General features: G+C 35.1%; 13 protein-coding genes. 11 read left to right on the top strand and 2 right to left on the bottom strand.

Annotated elements, in window-relative coordinates; all coding sequences use genetic code 11:
• The first annotated feature begins 174 nt into the window (after positions 1-174).
• On the top strand, positions 175-2,742 hold the full coding sequence (acnB, locus tag OQK60_RS01840) for a bifunctional aconitate hydratase 2/2-methylisocitrate dehydratase (RefSeq protein WP_297683487.1): 2,568 nt from the start codon (positions 175-177) through the stop codon (positions 2,740-2,742).
• Positions 2,743-2,855: 113 nt separating this feature from the next.
• Complete coding sequence (locus OQK60_RS01845; protein WP_297683489.1) at positions 2,856-3,806, top strand: 5'-nucleotidase; 951 nt, start codon at positions 2,856-2,858, stop codon at positions 3,804-3,806.
• On the opposite strand, the gene lolA is transcribed toward OQK60_RS01845, so the two are convergent.
• Positions 3,796-4,311 (bottom strand): LolA-like outer membrane lipoprotein chaperone, encoded by a 516-nt coding sequence (lolA, locus tag OQK60_RS01850; protein WP_297683490.1) that lies wholly within the window; start codon positions 4,309-4,311, stop codon positions 3,796-3,798. The two genes, OQK60_RS01845 and lolA, sit on opposite strands and share 11 nt — an antisense overlap.
• 174 nt (positions 4,312-4,485) lie before the next feature.
• On the opposite strand from lolA, the gene secA reads away from it, so the two are divergent.
• Entirely contained in the window at positions 4,486-7,077 is a 2,592-nt protein-coding gene (gene secA / locus OQK60_RS01855) for a preprotein translocase subunit SecA (RefSeq protein WP_297683492.1), read from the top strand.
• Positions 7,074-8,276 (top strand): ABC transporter permease, encoded by a 1,203-nt coding sequence (locus OQK60_RS01860; RefSeq protein WP_297683494.1) that lies wholly within the window; start codon positions 7,074-7,076, stop codon positions 8,274-8,276. The genes secA and OQK60_RS01860 overlap by 4 nt, the downstream gene beginning before the upstream one ends.
• Positions 8,277-8,278: 2 nt before the next feature.
• Here OQK60_RS01860 and OQK60_RS01865 read toward each other — a convergent pair whose 3' ends face one another.
• Positions 8,279-11,371, bottom strand: a complete 3,093-nt coding sequence (locus OQK60_RS01865; RefSeq protein ID WP_297683496.1) for an AsmA-like C-terminal domain-containing protein — start codon at positions 11,369-11,371, stop codon at positions 8,279-8,281.
• On the opposite strand from OQK60_RS01865, the gene mltG reads away from it, so the two are divergent.
• The 7 genes from mltG to OQK60_RS01900 all read left to right on the top strand — a co-directional run.
• A complete protein-coding gene (gene mltG / locus OQK60_RS01870) occupies positions 11,364-12,317 on the top strand; it encodes an endolytic transglycosylase MltG (RefSeq protein WP_366854597.1) in 954 nt (317 codons plus the stop codon). The two genes, OQK60_RS01865 and mltG, sit on opposite strands and share 8 nt — an antisense overlap.
• Before the next feature lie 127 nt (positions 12,318-12,444).
• Entirely contained in the window at positions 12,445-14,616 is a 2,172-nt protein-coding gene (locus tag OQK60_RS01875) for an NADP-dependent isocitrate dehydrogenase (RefSeq protein ID WP_297683498.1), read from the top strand.
• Between the two features lie 185 nt (positions 14,617-14,801).
• The gene (gene mdh / locus OQK60_RS01880; protein ID WP_297683499.1) at positions 14,802-15,758 is read left to right on the top strand and encodes a malate dehydrogenase; all 957 of its coding nucleotides are present in this window, start codon (positions 14,802-14,804) and stop codon (positions 15,756-15,758) included.
• Between the two features lie 10 nt (positions 15,759-15,768).
• Positions 15,769-16,620, top strand: coding sequence for a fumarate hydratase (locus OQK60_RS01885; protein ID WP_297683519.1), 852 nt, complete (start codon positions 15,769-15,771; stop codon positions 16,618-16,620).
• A gap of 9 nt (positions 16,621-16,629) precedes the next feature.
• Entirely contained in the window at positions 16,630-17,187 is a 558-nt protein-coding gene (locus OQK60_RS01890) for a Fe-S-containing hydro-lyase (RefSeq protein ID WP_297683501.1), read from the top strand.
• 27 nt (positions 17,188-17,214) lie between these two features.
• Positions 17,215-18,387, top strand: a complete 1,173-nt coding sequence (sucC, locus tag OQK60_RS01895) for an ADP-forming succinate--CoA ligase subunit beta (RefSeq protein WP_297683503.1) — start codon at positions 17,215-17,217, stop codon at positions 18,385-18,387.
• Positions 18,387-18,844 (top strand): CoA-binding protein (locus tag OQK60_RS01900; RefSeq protein WP_297683505.1); only part of this gene is annotated, 458 nt, incomplete at its 3' end. The genes sucC and OQK60_RS01900, both read left to right, overlap by 1 nt.

Consider the following 18,844-nt stretch of genomic DNA (forward strand, 5'->3'; position numbering starts at 1 on the left):
GTTGAAAATTTGTTTTTAAATGAGAGTTTGTTTCAATACAACAGCGATATGTGTTACAAAAATATACATCGATGAGATAAAAGCTTTATATTGTGTTTACTATAGTAACACTGTTTATTTTGTGTTCATATATTTAGATATACTCCTCTATTAAATTTATATACAGGAATGACGATGGCATTTTTAGAAGACTATAAAGTACATACAGAAGAAAGAGCGGCTCTTGGTGTTCCACCATTGGCTTTAACTGCTGAGCAAACAGCAGAACTTGTTGAATTATTGAAAGCTTCACCGATTGTTGAACAAGACTATGTAATGGATATATTTGAGAACAAGATCCCTGCAGGTGTTGATGATGCTGCATATGTAAAAGCTGCATTTTTAAATGATGTCGTACAAGGAAATGTTTCTTGTGATGCTATAGACGCTGTAGAAGCATGTAGAATCTTAGGTTTAATGCTTGGTGGTTTCAATGTTACTCCACTAGTTGAAGCGCTTAAGATTGACGGTGAGGTTGCAAATGCTGCTGCAGAACAACTTAAAAACACAATCTTAGTATATGACGCATTTAATGATGTAAAAACATTAATGGATAACGGAAATGCTAAAGCTAAAGAAGTAGTAGAATCTTGGGCGAATGCTGAATGGTTTACAAATAAACCTGAAATGGAAAAAGAGATTACTGTAACAGTATACAAAATCCCTGGTGAGACAAATACTGATGATTTATCTCCGGCATCTGAAGCATTTACAAGAGCAGATATTCCTGTTCATGCTAATTCATTCTTAATAAATAGAATGGATAATCCATTAGATACTATGAAAAAGTTAAAAGAAAAAGGTCATCCTTTAGCATATGTTGGTGATGTAGTTGGTACTGGTTCATCAAGAAAATCAGGAATTAACTCTGTTCAATGGCACATGGGTAAAGATATTCCAGGTATTCCAAACAAAAGAACCGGCGGTATCGTAATTGGTGACATTATTGCTCCAATTTTCTTTAATACTGCAGAAGATTCTGGATGTATCCCTATTCAAGCACCAACTGCTGAATTGGAAACCGGTGATGTTATCACTGTTAAACCATTTGAAGGTACTATAGAAAAAGATGGTAAAGTAGTTTCAACTTATACAATTGAACCAAATACTCTTCCAGATGAGATGAGAGCTGGTGGTCGTATTCCACTTATCATCGGTAAAGGTCTAACTGCAAAAGCTAGAGAAGCATTAGGAATGGATGCTGGTGATTTATTTATGGCTCCTGCGCAACCGGCTGACAATGGTAAAGGTTTTACTTTAGCTCAAAAAATGGTTGGTAAAGCTTGTGGAATCGAAGGTGTTAAACCTGGTGTTTACTGTGAGCCAATTGCAACAACTGTTGGATCTCAAGATACAACTGGGCCAATGACTAGAGATGAAGTAAAAGAACTTGCAGCACTTAGTTTTGGTGCCGATATGACTATGCAATCATTTTGTCATACTGCTGCCTACCCAAAACCTGCGGATATTAAGCTCCAACACACACTTCCAGAGTTTTGGACTTCTAGAAAAGGTTTCATACTTCGCCCAGGTGACGGTGTAATTCACTCATGGTTAAACAGACTATGTCTTCCAGATACAGTAGGTACGGGTGCAGATTCACACACTAGATTCCCAATTGGTATCTCTTTCCCGGCTGGTTCAGGTCTTGTTGCATTTGCCGGTGTTACAGGCATGATGCCGCTTACTATGCCAGAATCTGTTCTTGTAAGATTCAAAGGTGCTATGCAACCGGGTATCACACTTCGTGATATGGTAAATGCTATCCCTCATCAAGCTATTAAAGATGGTTTATTGACAGTTGCTAAAGCTGGTAAGAAAAATATCTTTGCTGGTCGTGTTCTTGAGATTGAAGGTTTAGAAGATCTTAAGTGTGAGCAAGCATTTGAACTTTCAGATGCATCTGCTGAGCGTTCTGCAGCTGCTTGTACGGTTAAGCTTAACAAAGAGCCGATAATTGAGTATTTAAATTCAAATATTGTTCTGATTGAAGAGTTAATTGCTCAAGGTTACGAAGATGCAGCTACACTTCAAAGACGCGCTGACAAAATGAAAGCATGGGTTGCTAATCCAGAACTTTTAGAAGCTGATAAAGATGCTGAGTATGCAGCAGTAATTGAAATAGATATGGATCAAATCAAAGAGCCGATACTTGCTTGTCCAAATGATCCAGATGATGTTAAAACATTAACAGAAATCCGTGAAGCAGGACTTAGAACTGAGATTGACGAAGTATTTGTTGGTTCTTGTATGACAAATATTGGTCTATTCCGCGCACTTGGTGAAATCTTAAAAGGCGAAGGTCCAGTTAAAAATAAATTATGGATTTGTCCTCCAACAAAAATGGATGAGAAAACTCTTACTGAAGAGGGCTATTACTCTATATTTGGTACGGCTGGTGCTAGAACTGAAATTCCTGGTTGTTCATTATGTATGGGTAACCAAGCTGCCGTTGCGCAGGGTGCATGGGTATTCTCTACATCGACTCGTAACTTTGACAACCGTCTTGGTAAAGATTCTAAAGTTTATCTTGGTTCTGCTGAGCTTGCTGCTGTTGTTGCACTTAAAGGTGCATTACCAACACCAGAGGAGTATTTAGAGATTGTTTCAGATAAAATCACACCTGAGATGACTGATACAGTATACAAATACCTTAACTTCAATACAGTAAGTCAAGAGCAACTTACTGCTATGATTAAATAAAGCACTATAACAACGCAATTTTTGCGTTGTTATTTTACAATCACTAACTTTTTTACACCCCTTATTTAAAACTGTAAATTTATATGCTATAGTTCTTTCACAAAAGGATATTTATGGCATTAGACCTCACAGATACTTTAGTTGTTGGTATATCTGCAACCGCGTTATTTGATTTAAATGAAGCAGATGCAATTTTTCAACTAAAAAACACCCAAGATAAAGAATCAGCGATGACAGAGTATCGTGCTTATATGCTTGAGCGCGAAAATGACCCTTTAAAAGACGGTACAGCAATGCCGTTAGTCAAAGCTTTACTTGATTTAAATAAATATCAAACAGAAGGTGAACAACCTCTAATCGAAGTTGTTGTTATGTCCAGAAACTCTCCAGAGACTGGAATTCAAGTTTTTAACAATATCCGAAAACATAATTTAAATATAACAAGACATGCCTTTACCGGCGGAGAGTCTGTTGTTGACTATCTTGAAGCCTTTGATGTGGATCTATTTTTAACAACTAATGTAGAAGATGCACAGAGAGTTATCGATGGATTTGCATGCGCAGCAGCAGTTCTTAAAAAACCACCCGAAGATTTAGCAAAAATACCTCAAGGACAGGTAAGAATAGCTTTTGATGGCGATGCGGTTTTATTTGATGAGAGCAGTGAAATTGTATACAAAGCCGAAGGCTTAGGTAGTTTTTATAAAAATGAAGATTCCAAGCAAGATATACCCATGTCCGAAGGCCCCTATGCACTACTTCTTAGAAAATTAGCAAGACTTCAAGAGCGTTTGCCGTTTAGCGTTGAGTATTCACCTATCAGAATAGCAATAGTTACAGCGAGAAACGCGCCTGCTGAAATGAGAGTTATTAAAACACTAAGACAGTGGGGTGTTTATGTTGATGAAGTGTTTTTTCTTGGCGGAGTAGGGAAGTCTAAAATTTTAAAAGCTTTTAAAGCACATATCTTCTTTGATGATCAGGATTTACACCTAGAAGAAGCATCTAGATATGTTCCATCGGGCAAAGTGCCTTATCCAAGTAATTCTAAACTTAATCTCTAATAACATCAAAATATAGAGGATAATGTGGTGTAAAAACCTCCGAATCTATTTTATGATTTTGTTTTTGGTTTTTGAACAATATTTTTACTCTGTTTTCAAACTCATCGATATACGATATTGATTCAATTAAATCATTATTCTTCACTATTGTAAATGAAGAATTTTTATAATTTGCAACATATATATTTTTTTTAATTTGTTTTGCATTGCCGATTATCTTAAAAAAATCAAAATTGGATTCTATTTTTTTTAGTATGACTTGTTCAATTTCAGGCTCTACTATTGTAACTTTAAATTTACTTATATAAACATCTTTTTTTACGGGCTCAAGGTAGTTCCATTTGGCATTTTGAGGCTTGGTTGCAACTACATGACCATTATAAACAAGAACTTTGTCTTTCTCATCAGTAATACTTTGTGCAAAATCTGCTTCAAAAGAGCTAATGGTGTCGATTGAAGCGTACATGTAGGTGGTTAATAGCATTGTTAAAAGTATCTGTTTCACTGTATTCCTTTAAGACAAATTATATCAAAGCGACTGTTTACATATTGTTTAATATGATGATTACGAGAAATGATTAACTCATTTATGCAAGTTATTATTATAAGTATGATAAAATAAGAGCAATTTCAAAATTACTATATAGTAAAGTATATAGTAATGCATATAAGGTTGAAGATGCTACAAGCATTAATGGGTAATTTATTTGGTACATCAAATGATCGCGAATTAAAAAGATATAATAAAATAGTCAATAGAATAAACGCTCTAGAGAGTAAGTATCAGGCTCTTAGTGACGATGAGTTAAAAGTAGCTTTTGCAGAGCTTAGAGATAGTGTTTTAAAAGAAGAAAAATCTTTGGATAAAGTTTTAGAGGACTCTTTTGCAATAACAAGAGAAGCTAGCGTTAGAACATTACAGATGAGACACTTTGATGTCCAGCTTGTTGGTGGAATTGTACTTCACGAGGGCAGAATTGCTGAGATGAAAACAGGTGAGGGTAAAACACTTGTAGCAACTTTAGCTATTGTTCTTAACGCGATGAGCGGCAAAGGTGTTCATCTTGTAACTGTTAATGATTATCTTGCTTCTAGAGATGGTAAAGAGATGGCTCCTTTGTATGAATTTTTAGGCTTCTCTGTTGGTGTTATTCTTGAAGACATGCATGATCCTCTCATAAAGAGAGAAGCGTACAATGCAGATATAACTTATGGTACAAACAACGAGTTTGGTTTTGATTTTCTAAGAGACAACATGAGTTATTCATCTGAGCAGATGGTTCAAAGAGGGCATAATTTCGTAATTGTTGATGAAGTAGATAGTATTTTGATTGATGAAGCTAGAACGCCGCTGATTATCTCAGGGCCAACAAACAGAACAATGCAAGATTATGCAGATGCTAACTTAATATCTCAAAAATTGGTTAAAGATGAACACTTTACGGTAGATGAGAAAGATAAAGTAGTTTTAATCACGGAAGAGGGTATCACAAAGGCAGAAGAGCTTTTTAATGTGGAAAACCTTTATAGCCCGGAAAATGCTTCATTGCCACACGCTCTAGACCAAGCATTAAAAGCAAACTATCTTTTTGAAAAAGATGTTGATTATGTTGTCAATGATGGTGAAGTTGTTATTGTAGATGAGTTTACGGGACGCCTTAGCGAAGGTCGTAGGTTTTCTGAAGGACTTCATCAGGCACTTGAAGCAAAAGAAAAAGTAGAAATAAAAGAAGAGACTCAAACATTGGCTGATATTACATTTCAAAATTACTTTAGAATGTATGATAAACTGGCTGGTATGACGGGTACTGCAGAGACCGAAGCAACTGAATTTACACAGATATATTCACTTGATGTTGTTTCGATACCTACAAATATACCTATCCAAAGAAAAGATTTAAATGATTTGATTTATAAAACTGAAGTTGAAAAATTTCAAGCAGTAATAAATACTGTTAAAGAACTTTCAAAAACCGGTCAACCTGTTCTAATAGGTACCGCTTCTATTGAAAAGTCTGAAGCTCTTCATGAATTTTTAAAGAAAGAAAAAATTGCACATACGGTACTTAATGCCAAAAACCATGCTCAAGAGGGTGAGATTATCAAAAATGCCGGTGCTAAAGGTGCTGTAACTATTGCTACTAATATGGCAGGTCGTGGTGTTGATATTAAGGTAAATGACGAGGTTAGAGCTCTTGGAGGTCTTTACATCATTGGAACTGAAAGACATGAAAATCGTCGTATAGACAATCAGCTTCGTGGTCGTTCAGGTCGTCAAGGTGATGCAGGTACAACACAGTTTTACCTCTCTTTAGAAGATAATCTGCTTCGTATTTTTGGAAGCGACAAGATTAAAAGCATCATGGAGAGACTCGGTGTAGAAGATGGTGAGTATATAGAGTCTAAAATGGTAACTCGCGCAGTTGAAAAAGCTCAGAAAAAAGTTGAAAACATGCACTACGAAGGTAGAAAGCAGATTGTTGAATACGATGATGTTGCAAATGAGCAGAGAAAAATTGTTTATAGATTCAGAAATCAGCTTCTTGATAAAGAATTTGATATCTCAAGTAAAATCGATGAAATTAGAGCTGAGTATATTGAACATGTACTTAACTCTGCAGATATATTTGCAGGTGCCGAGAGAGAAGACTTTAATCTAGAAAAAGTATTTAAAATACTACAAGAAGAATTAAATATAGAATTAAACACACAAGACTTTGCATCATTTGAGTATGAAGAACTACTTGAATCTCTTACAGCTGGGATTAAAAAATCGTATGATGACAAGATGAGTGTACTAGAAGATGATGTTTGTAGAGATATCGAGAGAGAGTTGTATTTAAAAGAGCTAGATAGTGCTTGGAGAGAGCATTTATATGCTATGGACAGTATGAAGACCGGCATAAGACTTCGTGCTTATAATCAAAAAGACCCGCTTGTTGAATATAAAAAAGAGAGCTTTAGTCTGTTTACAGAACTTATTGGCGATATTAAATTTAACACTATCAAAACGCTTCAAATTATTCAATTTAGAGTTGATGATCCAGAAGAAGAAGCTAAAAAAGTTGCCCAGCAGCTAGAGATGCAGAGAAAGTTTGACGAAGCTGCCAGACAGTTTAACCACTCAAATATGAATGAAGAGCAGGGAGTTAAAAAAGTATCTAGAAATGAGCCTTGTCCGTGTGGTAGTGGCAAAAAGTATAAACAGTGTTGCGGCAAAAGTGGTCCCAAGAAAGGGGTGTTTGCCGGAAACGGTGCTTCTGCCTCTTGAAAACATCAATAGTTCCATATCTAGTAAAACGGTTCTTAAGATTTGATAACGAGCAACCGTTTATCTTCTTGTCTGCACTACTTGCATTTTTAGGTATATCGCTAGGCGTTATGGTACTTTTAATTGCTATGGCGCTTATGAATGGCTTTGACAAGGAATTTAGAAAAAAACTTACTATTATGAATTACCCACTAACTGTTATTCCTAAGTTTTATGGAGCGGTTAATGAAAATCTACTTTTAGATTTAGAATCAAAGTTTCCAAACCTTAATTTCAGTCCATATATCCAAACACCTGTTATGGCAAGAAGTGGCTCAAAACTAGAGGGTGGCTATATATTTGGAGTAAACTTTCAAAGAGAGGCTAAAGTAAACAGTGTTTTACAAAAAGTTATAGAAAATAATGAATTTAATAAATTTGATGTAGTGATTGGTAAAATATTAAAAAACGAATTTACTCTTTTTACTGATGACAGACTTATGTATATCTTTACACATGTTGAACCTGGCGGACTCTCAATTACGCCAAAAATTAAAAGATTTAAAGTAAAAGGCGTGTTTGATTCGGGCTTATCTGCTTATGATAAGGCCTATAGCTATACTACATTAGAATCACTTCAAACAATGCTTCGCATACCAAACAATCAGTATGACGGAATTCATATTTTTTCTAATAATCCACACGCTGATATACTTAAGATTAAAAAATCTCTACCAAATAATGTATCTATAAAAGGATGGTGGGAAGATAATCTTAACTTTTTTGCGGCATTAGAGTTAGAAAAAATATCTCTATTTATTGTTTTAATGCTTATTATTCTTATTGCTGCAATAAATATCATATCTTCACTTTTAATGACTGTAATGAACAGAAGAAGCGAAATAGCGTTGCTATTATCACTCGGTGCAACATCAATTGAGATTAAAAAAGTATTTTTATATCTAGGTATAGTTATCGGAGTTAGCGGTATTATGGCCGGCATAGTACTTGGTATGAGCGGCTTGTGGATACTTAGTACATTTGATATTGTAAACCTGCCAAAAGATGTATATCCAACTTCTACTCTTCCTCTTGATTTAAGTATCAAAGATTTTACGCTAATAGTTGCTGGAGCGTTTGGAATTGTTGTGGCTTCTTCTTACTATCCTGCGAAAAAAGCAAGTGAAGTTGATATTTTAACTGTTTTAAGAAATGAGTAGTATTATCTATCTTTTTTGTCTTTAAATATTTCAAACGGAAACATAAAAGTTCTTTTTATAATATTTAGCGGAGCAACCATGATGTCTTTTGCTACCTGAGTATTGACATCTGGATCATCTAATTTTCCTGTTACGGTAAGTGAAGTTGAAATACTTTCATCCCCAAGCAATATGTAGCCAACGAGGGGAACTTTTGAGAGTGAACTACCCAAGTCAGTTCTTAAGTTTAACTCCAAGTTTATACTATTGTTTTTTATGCTTGCCACACCATGACCAAGAATATCAATCTCTTTTGATTTAAGAGCAATATCAGTCATTGTATAGACATCATCCTTGAAACCGAAGTTTATGTAAGTAGAATCTGCTTTTAAGCCCTTGGTGTTATACCCAGGAAGTGAAAATGTAACCAATGATGGCACGGTATTTACAAAAGCAAGGATATTATTTAGTACTCTATAGTTACGAATAGTTGTATCCTTCGCATAAATACTACCTACATACTCTTTTGTTGTGCCATCTATGGAAAACTCTAGTTTCCCACCTTTAAATTTTGATACAGCAAATAAATTCTCCATAAATTCATCGTTGAAATTTTCCCCATAAAGATGAAAATCATCATCAAGAAATTTAAAATATGCAGAACCTTCTTTATGCTTTAGCTGAGCAGTAAGAAGATTATTAAAATACTGCAAATCTAATTTATCTGAAACAGCTCTTCTATCTTCACTAAAATATATGTAACAATTTGTGGATTCAAATGAAAATTTAGAGTTGCTCTTGCTGCCTTTAGTCATCATTTCATCATCCAATAGATTTACAATTTCATCTCTGTTGATACCAATGTTTTTTGCATTAATTCTTATGTCATCATCAACAATTACATCTACAGCGTCATTGATGTTAAAACGCATAAATTCTGTATTGACATTTATCTTTCCTTTTGCAGTATAATTGTCTACGGGTTTATTGCCATTTACAAGCAGTTTATACTTATAATCGCTATTAAGAGTAAAGTCTATATTTTCTTTATCTTTTACTTTATGAAGCATAAAAGAGCCGTTTGTCAAGCTATACTTATTTAAAATATTTGAATATTCAGCTATTTTATCAAGTGAATTAAATTTTAGTTTCCACTCTTTGTCGTTTAACATGTACTCAACATCATAATCTTGAGAGTGCAAAGAAAACTCACTATTTTTGTTAGAAAAATATACTCTTGATTTTTTATTTCTTTTAAACACTTCTCCAAACTTATCATCAACATACTCTATGCTAAAAATATCTGCAAAACCTTTGGAGGTTTTTAAATTGTACTCTGCAGCGATTTCAGACTTTAATGAATTGTCGATTTTTAATTGCATTTTGCTTGCTTTGACTATGTTGGAGTCAATATTCATCTTAAGATTATTTAGAGTATATTTTTTATTATCTATAGCAAGCTTTATTGAATTTTTTGAGGATAGAATAAACTCTTTATCATACGCAAGGCTCAGTCGTGCTGTTGATTGATTTAGCAGTATGCCACTATAATCAATCTTAAACAAATCAATATTCAAATCTGCCATCATCGGCTTAAATAACAGTTTGCCTGAAACATGTGCAGATATTGAGTCTGACTCAATGGATGTTAAAGGAATCTCTGCAGAAAGTGTTTTCATATCAAAAGGTATTTTTATTGGTGTAATATCAAAGTTTTTGTCTTTTATCTTCCATTTAGATTTTTCTATATCAATAAAATCTTGCTTAGGTGATATAGTATATGTAGCATGTAGCGGCTTTTTACTTTTGTTTAATTCTAAGCCTACCTCTTGTAAAGACACCTTATCTATCCTAAAGTCAAGTGTTCCTTTGGATTTTCTTGCATTAAAATCCAAATCTACATGTGCTGATGCAATTTCTTTATATTTTGCAAACATGTTCTTTACTTTTACATCAGAATCTTTCAAATAAACATGGGTGTCAAATAGATCCAAATCTAGACCAAGATAGTTGATCTGCGACTCTTTAGCATAAAAATCACCAAGAGCCGATACATCTGCGGTTATTAGATTTATTACAAGTTTTAGATTTGTATCCATTTCACCTTTTGTTTGTATAAACGGAAGCTTTATACCGTATCTGTTTAGTAGGCTCAAAAGATTACTGTTTACTTTGCCTTTAAAAAGCAGATATAGTGTTAAGAGTTCTTCTTTTTTTGAAAAATCGATCTTCAACCAACTTTTATCAAGAAAAAAATCATATGAATAAGCATTTTGCGGTCTTATATAAAGCACACCGTCTTTAAACTCCAAATCAGTATGGCTTGTTCGAACTGAATCTACTTTTGTATCATAAACATATACTAGTTCATTTGCGACAGCTGTTACATGTAAGTTTTTATATGCTTCTTCTGGTTTGTCGTATTGCAACCATCCGCTGGCACTTTTAAGTGAAAAACTTGACATATCCATAGCATCATAAACCCAGTATTTAGCTCTTGGATCCATATTGAACAAATCAACAATATACTTAGTATCTTTAATGTCTTTAACGGATTCTACTTTGTAAGACAATTTATTGTCATCGGCATTTGCGTACAAAGTCAGATTGGCATCATCGTTGATACCTATGTTTAGTGTAGAAGTAATTTTAAAATCTTCACTGGTGCGGAGTGTTATATTTCCGTCTACATGTATCTTTTTGTTTTCATGATTAAACTCACTTATATTAATATTTAAAAAATCTTCTTTTATGTTTAGTGAACTTTTTAGCTTGATATAATTTGATGACAGAGACAACAGTCCATCATTTGCACTTGTGTAATTAAATGAGCCATTTAAATCATCATAGCTTAGTTTATTTATTGTTATTTTTTCAAACAAGCCGGCCAATAATATAGAGTAGTTTAGTTTTTTTATTGTATTTTTATAACTAAAACCTGTCTCTTTAGCTTTTTCATCCTTTTCAATAATCACCTCTTGGGCAACTAAAGTTATTTTTTCATCCCATTTAATGTATAATTTCTTAGCTTTTATATTTGAGATTGATATATCATCTAAATATATTCCATTTTGTAGAAGTATAAATATTGTAGAAAGTATTAAGAAAATGAACAACAGAGCACTTAAGAGTATGAAATGGATTTTCGAAATAGTATTAATTATTGCTCTATCGTTCATGTATTACCTAAATAAGCCTATAAATTCCCCTAAAGTCATATATATACCTAAAGGTTCTATTAATAAAATTATATCACACTTACAGAGCAAAAATTACAATGTAAGTAAACTTGACTCTCTAATTTTGAGAGTAATTGGTTCTCCACAAAGCGGATGGATACAAATAGGAACACTCTCAAGCTCAAGAGCTGATTTTTTGTATAAATTAGTAACTGCAAAAGCAGCTCTTCAAAATATTACACTTATTCCGGGTGAGACAACATATATATTTTTAAATCAACTAGCAAACAACCTTGGTTTAGACAGAGAGTTGTTGCAAGAGGAGTATGACAAGCAGTTTAAACACAAAGAAGGTGCATTAGTTCCAAATACCTATAAAATACCCATTGGGATCACAGAACAAGAATTAATTAAAATTCTACGCTCAGAATCAACATCTGCTATGAAAAAATTATCTTATAAAATATTTGGTACATATAATGAAAATAAATGGTTTCATTTTGTAACACTTGCATCAATTATTCAAAAAGAATCGGCAAACATACAAGAGATGCCGATAGTAAGTTCTGTTATACATAATAGGCTCAAGAAAAAGATGAGACTACAAATGGACGGAACTCTAAACTATGGCAAATATTCACATGTAAAAGTAACACCAAAAAGAATAAAAGAAGACGACACAAGCTACAATACATACAAGAACAAGGGGCTTCCTAGCTCTCCCGTATGCAATGTGAGCTTCGATGCAATAAGAGCAGCAATCTTTCCGGCGCAAACAGATTATCTGTATTTTATGAAATCAAAGAATGGAACCCATGATTTTTCATGTAACTATTCTACACATTTAAGCAACATAAAGCGTGCTACAAAACGAAACAAATAATTAATATAGCTAAATATTATCCAAAAGGTAACCAACTATTATTTATCTTAGTGGTAATATGTCCGTATAAGTTTTTGCGGGGCTGATACCATTGCAAAAACAAAAATATTAACCTAAGGAACTACACATGTCAAAAATTATTTGGTCAAAGATTGATGAAGCTCCAGCTTTAGCAACTTATTCATTATTACCTATCGTAAATGCTTTTACAAAAGCAGCAGGCGTAGAAGTAGTTACTAGTGACATTTCACTAGCAGGTAGAGTTTTAGCTGCAATGGGTCTTGCAGAAGATGAATTGTCCAAGCTTGGTGAAGTTGTTTTACAACCAGACGGAAATATAATTAAACTTCCAAATATTTCTGCTTCAGTTGGACAACTTAAAGATTGTATTGCTGAACTTCAAGGTCAAGGTTATGATATCCCTGACTACCCTGAAAATCCAGCAAATGCTGAAGAAGAAGCTATCAAGGCTAAATATGGTGTTTGTTTGGGTTCTGCGGTTAACCCTGTTCTTCGTGAGGGTAACTCTGACAGACGCGCTGCAGTTGCAGTTAAGAAATTTGCTCAGAAAAATCCACATAAATTACGCGCATTCCCAGAAAATCCTAAATCATATGTTGCACATATGCAAGGAAATGGAGATTTCTTTTGTAATGAAAAATCTGTAACTTTAGATAAAGATCAAAAAGTAACAATCGCACTTAATGGCAAAGAGCTAACTTCTGTTGATGCAATTGCTGGTGAAGTTCTTGATGGTACATTTATGTCAGTTGCTGCACTTAACACTTTTTATGCAAAAACAATTGAAGATGCTAAAGCAAATGATGTTATCTGGTCACTACACCTTAAAGCGACTATGATGAAAATTTCTGACCCGATTATGTTTGGTCACGGTTTTGTTGCTTTCTTCAAAGAAGTATTCACTAAACATGCAGACACTTTCAAAGAGTTAAATGTTAACCCTAACCAAGGTATGTCTGATTTAGAGAAAAAAATCAAAGGCCACGCTAAAGAAGCTGAAATTAAAGCTGATTTCTTAGCAGCACTAGAGTCTGATTCTCCTAAGTTAGCTATGGTTGATTCAGACAAAGGAACAACAAACTTTAATGCATCAAATGATGTAATTATTGATGCTTCTATGCCGGTTGTTGTTCGTGAAGGTGGTAAACAATGGGATAGAACAGGTGCTGCAGTTGAATGTGTAGCAGTTATTCCTGATTCTACTTACGCTATGTTTCATGCTGAAATGTTAGCTGATTGTGTTAAAAACGGTCAGTATGATGTTGCAACAATGGGTACAATGCAAAATATCGGTCTTATGGCTCAAAAAGCTGAAGAGTATGGTTCTCATCCAACTACATTTGAATTAGCAGAATCAGGTACGGTTACTGTTACTGGTGCTGATGGTGTTTTAATGAGTTTTGAGTGTGAAGCTGGTGATATATGGAGAATGTCTCGTACTAAAGATATTCCAATTAGAGACTGGGTTCGTTTAACTGTTGAGAGAACTAGACTTGAAAATATTCCTGCAGTATTCTGGTTAGATGAAAACAGAGCTCATGATATCGAAATCAAGAAAAAAGTAGATGTTTACCTTAAAGACCACGATACTTCTGGCTTAGATATTCAATTTATGAAAGTTACTGATGCAACTAGATTTACAAATGCTAGAATAAGAGAAGGAAAAAATACTATCGCTGTAACTGGTAATGTTTTGCGTGATCACTTAACTGACATGTACCCAATCTTAGAGCTTGGAACATCAGCTAAAATGCTTTCTATCGTTCCGTTAATCGCTGGTGGTGGATTGTATGAAACTGGTGCTGGTGGATCTGCTCCTAAGCATGTTGATCAATTCTTAGCAGAAGGTCACCTTCGTTGGGATTCTTTAGGCGAGTTCTTAGCATTAGCTGAATCTTTAAGATTTATCGGTCAAAAAAATAACGATGCAAAACTTGCAGCTTTAACTGCTGCTTTAGATGCTGCTAATGATGGTTATCTTGATAACAATAAAGAGCCAAGTAGAAAATGTGGTGAGCCGGATAACAAAGCTTCTCACTTTTTTGTAGCTCAGTACTGGGCAAAAGCACTTGCTGAGGGTGATGACGCTGAACTAGCTGCTAAATTTGCTCCGGTAGCTAAAGAGCTTACTGAAAAAGAAGACATTATCATGGCTGAGTTATTAGCTGCTGAAGGTAAACCTCAAGATGTTGGTGGTTACTTCCATCCGGATGATGCTAAAGCTGAAAAAGCTATGCGTCCATCTGCTACACTAAATGCTATTATAAATAACATCTAGTTCTACTAATTAAGAGGATTCCTCCTCTTAATTTTTCTTTTTTTGTGAAACTGCTAAGTTTTATATAAAAGGCAAAAAAGTCTTTAACAATGGTATTTTAATATACTTAAGTTTTATGTGTTTGCACATGTTTTTTAAGTCTATTGATTTAAAGTACCAAAAATATTTTATTTCAAGGAGTATATATGAGTAAAGGAACTAGAGTAGGGATAGTTGGTGCCGGCAATGTTGGCGCGACAGTAGCGTACTCGCTTGCTATGCAAGGTTCGTGTCATGAGATTATTCTTCGTGATAACAAAATTGATGTTGCTCGCGGCAAAGCACTAGATATGTCTCAAGCTGCTTCAGCTGTTAGAAGTCACACAGTCGTAAGCGTTGCAGAAGACATATCTGATTTAACTGACTGTGATGTTGTTGTAGTGACGGCTGGGAGTCCAAGACTTCCAGGTATGAGTCGTGATGATTTGTTGATGATTAATGCAAACATCACAAAAGAAGTTATTGTTGGTATTGCAAAATACTCTCCGGATGCTATCATTATAATGGTTTCAAACCCTTTAGATGCTATGACTTATGTAGCTTTAAAAGAGAGTGGATTTGATAGAAGCCGTGTAATTGGTATGGCCGGTATATTAGACAGTTCTCGTATGGCATCTTTTATTCAAGAAAAACTTGGATACGGCGGAGGACAGATTCGTGCTTCGGTAATGGGCGGTCATGGTGATGATATGGTTCCATTACCTCGCTATTCTACTGTTGCAGGCGTGCCTTTAACTGATGTGCTTAGTGACAAAGAGATTGAAGAAATAGTTACTCGTACTCGCCACGGCGGTGCAGAGATTGTTGGTCATCTAAAAACTGGCTCAGCTTATTATGCTCCAGCAAAATCTACCTCTATTATGGTAGAAGCAATCTTAAAAGATACAAAACAGATTCATCCTTGTGCAGTTTGTCTAGAAGGTGAATATGGCTACAAAGATGTTGTTTCAGGTGTTCCTGTAATGCTTGGTGCAAATGGAGCTGAAAAAATTATTGAAGTTACTTTAAATGATTTAGAGCAGGATATGTTTAAAAACTCATGTGCTTCTGTTCAAGAATTAATTGACTCTTTAAATAAAAATAAATTTTTTGGAGACAAGTAGTATGAGCGTAATGCGTGAAATAGCATATGAAGATATAGTTAAAAATGTTAGAGACATTATTGTTTACTCAGCTTCAAATCTTCCAGAGGATGCACTCAATGCAATGAAAGAAGCTTATGAAAATGAAAAAAGCCCTGTAAGTAAAAAAGTTTTAAAACAGCTTTTAGATAATGCTGATATTGCAAGCTCTGAAGCTCGTCCACTTTGCCAAGATACAGGTTTAGCAGTTTTCTTTGTAAAAGTAGGTGCTGATGTTAGAGTTGTTGGCGGATTACTTAAAGATGCTATCAATGAAGGCACTGAAAAAGGTTATATAGAAGGCTATTTAAGAGCTTCTACATGTCATCCTTTTACTCGTGCCAACAATAAAGATACAGTTGGCTATAACTTACCTGCAATTATTCATTTTGATATTGTTGAAGGTGATAAAATAGATATCGAATACGCTGCAAAAGGCGGTGGTAGTGAAAATGTATCTCGTGCAAGAGTTTTCCCGCCAGCTGCTGGAAAGCAGGGTGTGATTGATTATGTAAGAGAGTGTATCTCAGATGCTGGTCCAAACCCTTGTCCTCCACTTACTGTAGGTGTTGGCATTGGTGGAACATTTGAAAAAGCTGCAATTAGTTCTAAACATGCACTATTTCGCAACATAGGTTCTGTAAATGAAGACCCTGAAATGGCAGAGTTGGAAGATACTATTAAATTAGAGCTAAATAAACTTGGAATTGGAACAATGGGTATGGGCGGAACTGAAACAGTTTTAGCTGTTCATATTGAAGCAAACCCTTGTCATATTGCATCTTTACCTGTTTCCGTAAATGTTCAGTGTCATAGCTCACGCCATACACATATCACAATATAAAGGCTTAAGATGAGTGAAACATACCATTTAACTACACCACTTAGTGATGAAACAATTTTAAAGCTTAAATGCGGTGATATAGTATATTTAAACGGGACTGTATATACTGCTCGTGATGCTGCCCATAAAAGACTAGTTGATCTTCTTGATGCCGGTGAAGAGTTACCTTTTGACATTAAAGGTGCTGTTATTTATTTTGTTGGACCAACTCCACCTAAACCTGGCGATCCAATTGGCAGTGCAGGGCCAACTACATCTTATCGTATGGATTCTTACTCTCCTCGTTTAATAGCTGAGGGCCTAAAAGGAATGATAGGTAAGGGCAAAAGAAACAAAGATGTTACAGATGCTTGTCAAGAGTATAAAGCAGTTTATTTTGGTGCAACCGGTGGAGCTGGCGCACTTTTAGGTAAACAGATTAAAAGTGCTGAAATAATTGCATACCCAGAATTGGGACCAGAAGCAGTTAGAAAGTTAGAAGTAGTTGATTTCCCTGTAACAGTGGTGAATGATGCATATGGCGATGACCTTTATAAAATAGGTCGTGCACAGTACGAAGTTAAATAGACTTCCATTTTAAAACAAGGAGAATAAATGAATATACATGAATATCAAGCAAAACAAATTTTTGCAAAGTATGGCGTGCCGGTACCAAAAGGTATTATGGTTGAAAGCGTTGATGCTGCTGTCGAGGCTGCAAAAGAGCTAGGTGGTCCTATATGGGTTGTTAAAGCTCAAATTCACGCAGGTGGGCGTGGTCTTGGCGGTGGTGTTAAGCTTGCTAAAACTCTTGATGAAGTAAGAGAACATGCAGATGAAATACTTGGTATGACTTTGGTTACTCATCAAACTACTGCTGAGGGTAAACTTGTTCAAAAGCTTTACATAGAAGATGGTGCTGATATTAAAGATGAATTTTATCTTTCTGTTGTTTTAGATAGAAAATTAGAAATGCCTCTGATTATGGCTTCAACTGAGGGTGGTATGAACATTGAAGATGTTGCAGAAAATACTCCTGAAAAAATCATTACGGTTCCTGTTGATCCAGCTATTGGTTTTCAAGGCTTTCACGGTCGTGAACTTGCTTTTGGTTTAGGTATCAGTGATAAAGGTGAGCAAAAAAATATTATTTCTTTTGCACAAAAACTTTTCAAACTATATATGGAAAATGATGCAGAGATGATTGAGATCAATCCTCTTGTTCGTACTGGTTCTGGTGAGTTCATCGCACTTGACGGAAAAATGGGCTTTGATAACTCAGCTCTTGGCCGTCAACCAGAGATTGCTGCTATGAGAGATTTAACAGAAGAAGATGCTGATGAAGTTGAAGCTGCTAAATATGGTCTTTCTTATGTAGCACTTGATGGTGAAATCGGTTGCATGGTAAATGGTGCCGGTCTTGCAATGGGTACTATGGATACAATTAATCACATGGGTGGAACACCGGCTAACTTTTTGGATGTTGGTGGTTCTGCTAACGCAGAGACTGTTGCGAAAGGTTTTGAGATTATTCTTAAAAACCCAAAAGTTAAAGCAATTTTCGTAAATATTTTTGGTGGTATTGTTCGCTGCGATAGAATCGCAAACGGTATTATTGAAGCTACAAAAATTACAGATGTAAATGTTCCTGTAATTGTTCGTCTTGATGGAACAAATGCACCAGAAGCAGCAGAGATTCTAAAAAATGCAAATATTGCTAACTTGATTGTTGGTAATGATCTAGGTGACGGTGCAGCTAAAGCTGTAGCGGCGGCGAAAGGAAACTAATGTCAATTTTAATAAACAAAGATACAAAAGTAATCGTTCAAGGTTTTACGGGTAAAGAGGGAACTTTCCATGCTGAGCAATGTCTTGCTTATGGAACTAAGATTGTTGGTGGTGTTACACCAAATAAAGGCGGCCAAGAGCACTTAGGTAAACCAGTTTTTAATACTGTTTCAGATGCTGTTAAAACTACTGGCGCTACAGTTTCTATGATTTTTGTTCCACCTGCATTTGTTGGTGACGCTGTAATGGAAGCTGCTGAAGCTGGGATTGAACTTGCTGTAATTATTACAGAGGGCGCTCCGGTTAAAGATATGCAAATGGCAAAAGCTCATGCTACTAAACATGGTATGAAAACACTTGGGCCAAACTGTCCTGGTATCATCACGGCAGAAGAGTGTAAAATTGGAATTATGCCTGGTATGATTTTCAAAAAAGGTAATGTTGGTCTTATCTCAAA

Origin of the sequence: Sulfurimonas sp. (genome assembly GCF_026196735.1) — a bacterium.
Lineage (GTDB): Bacteria > Campylobacterota > Campylobacteria > Campylobacterales > Sulfurimonadaceae > Sulfurimonas.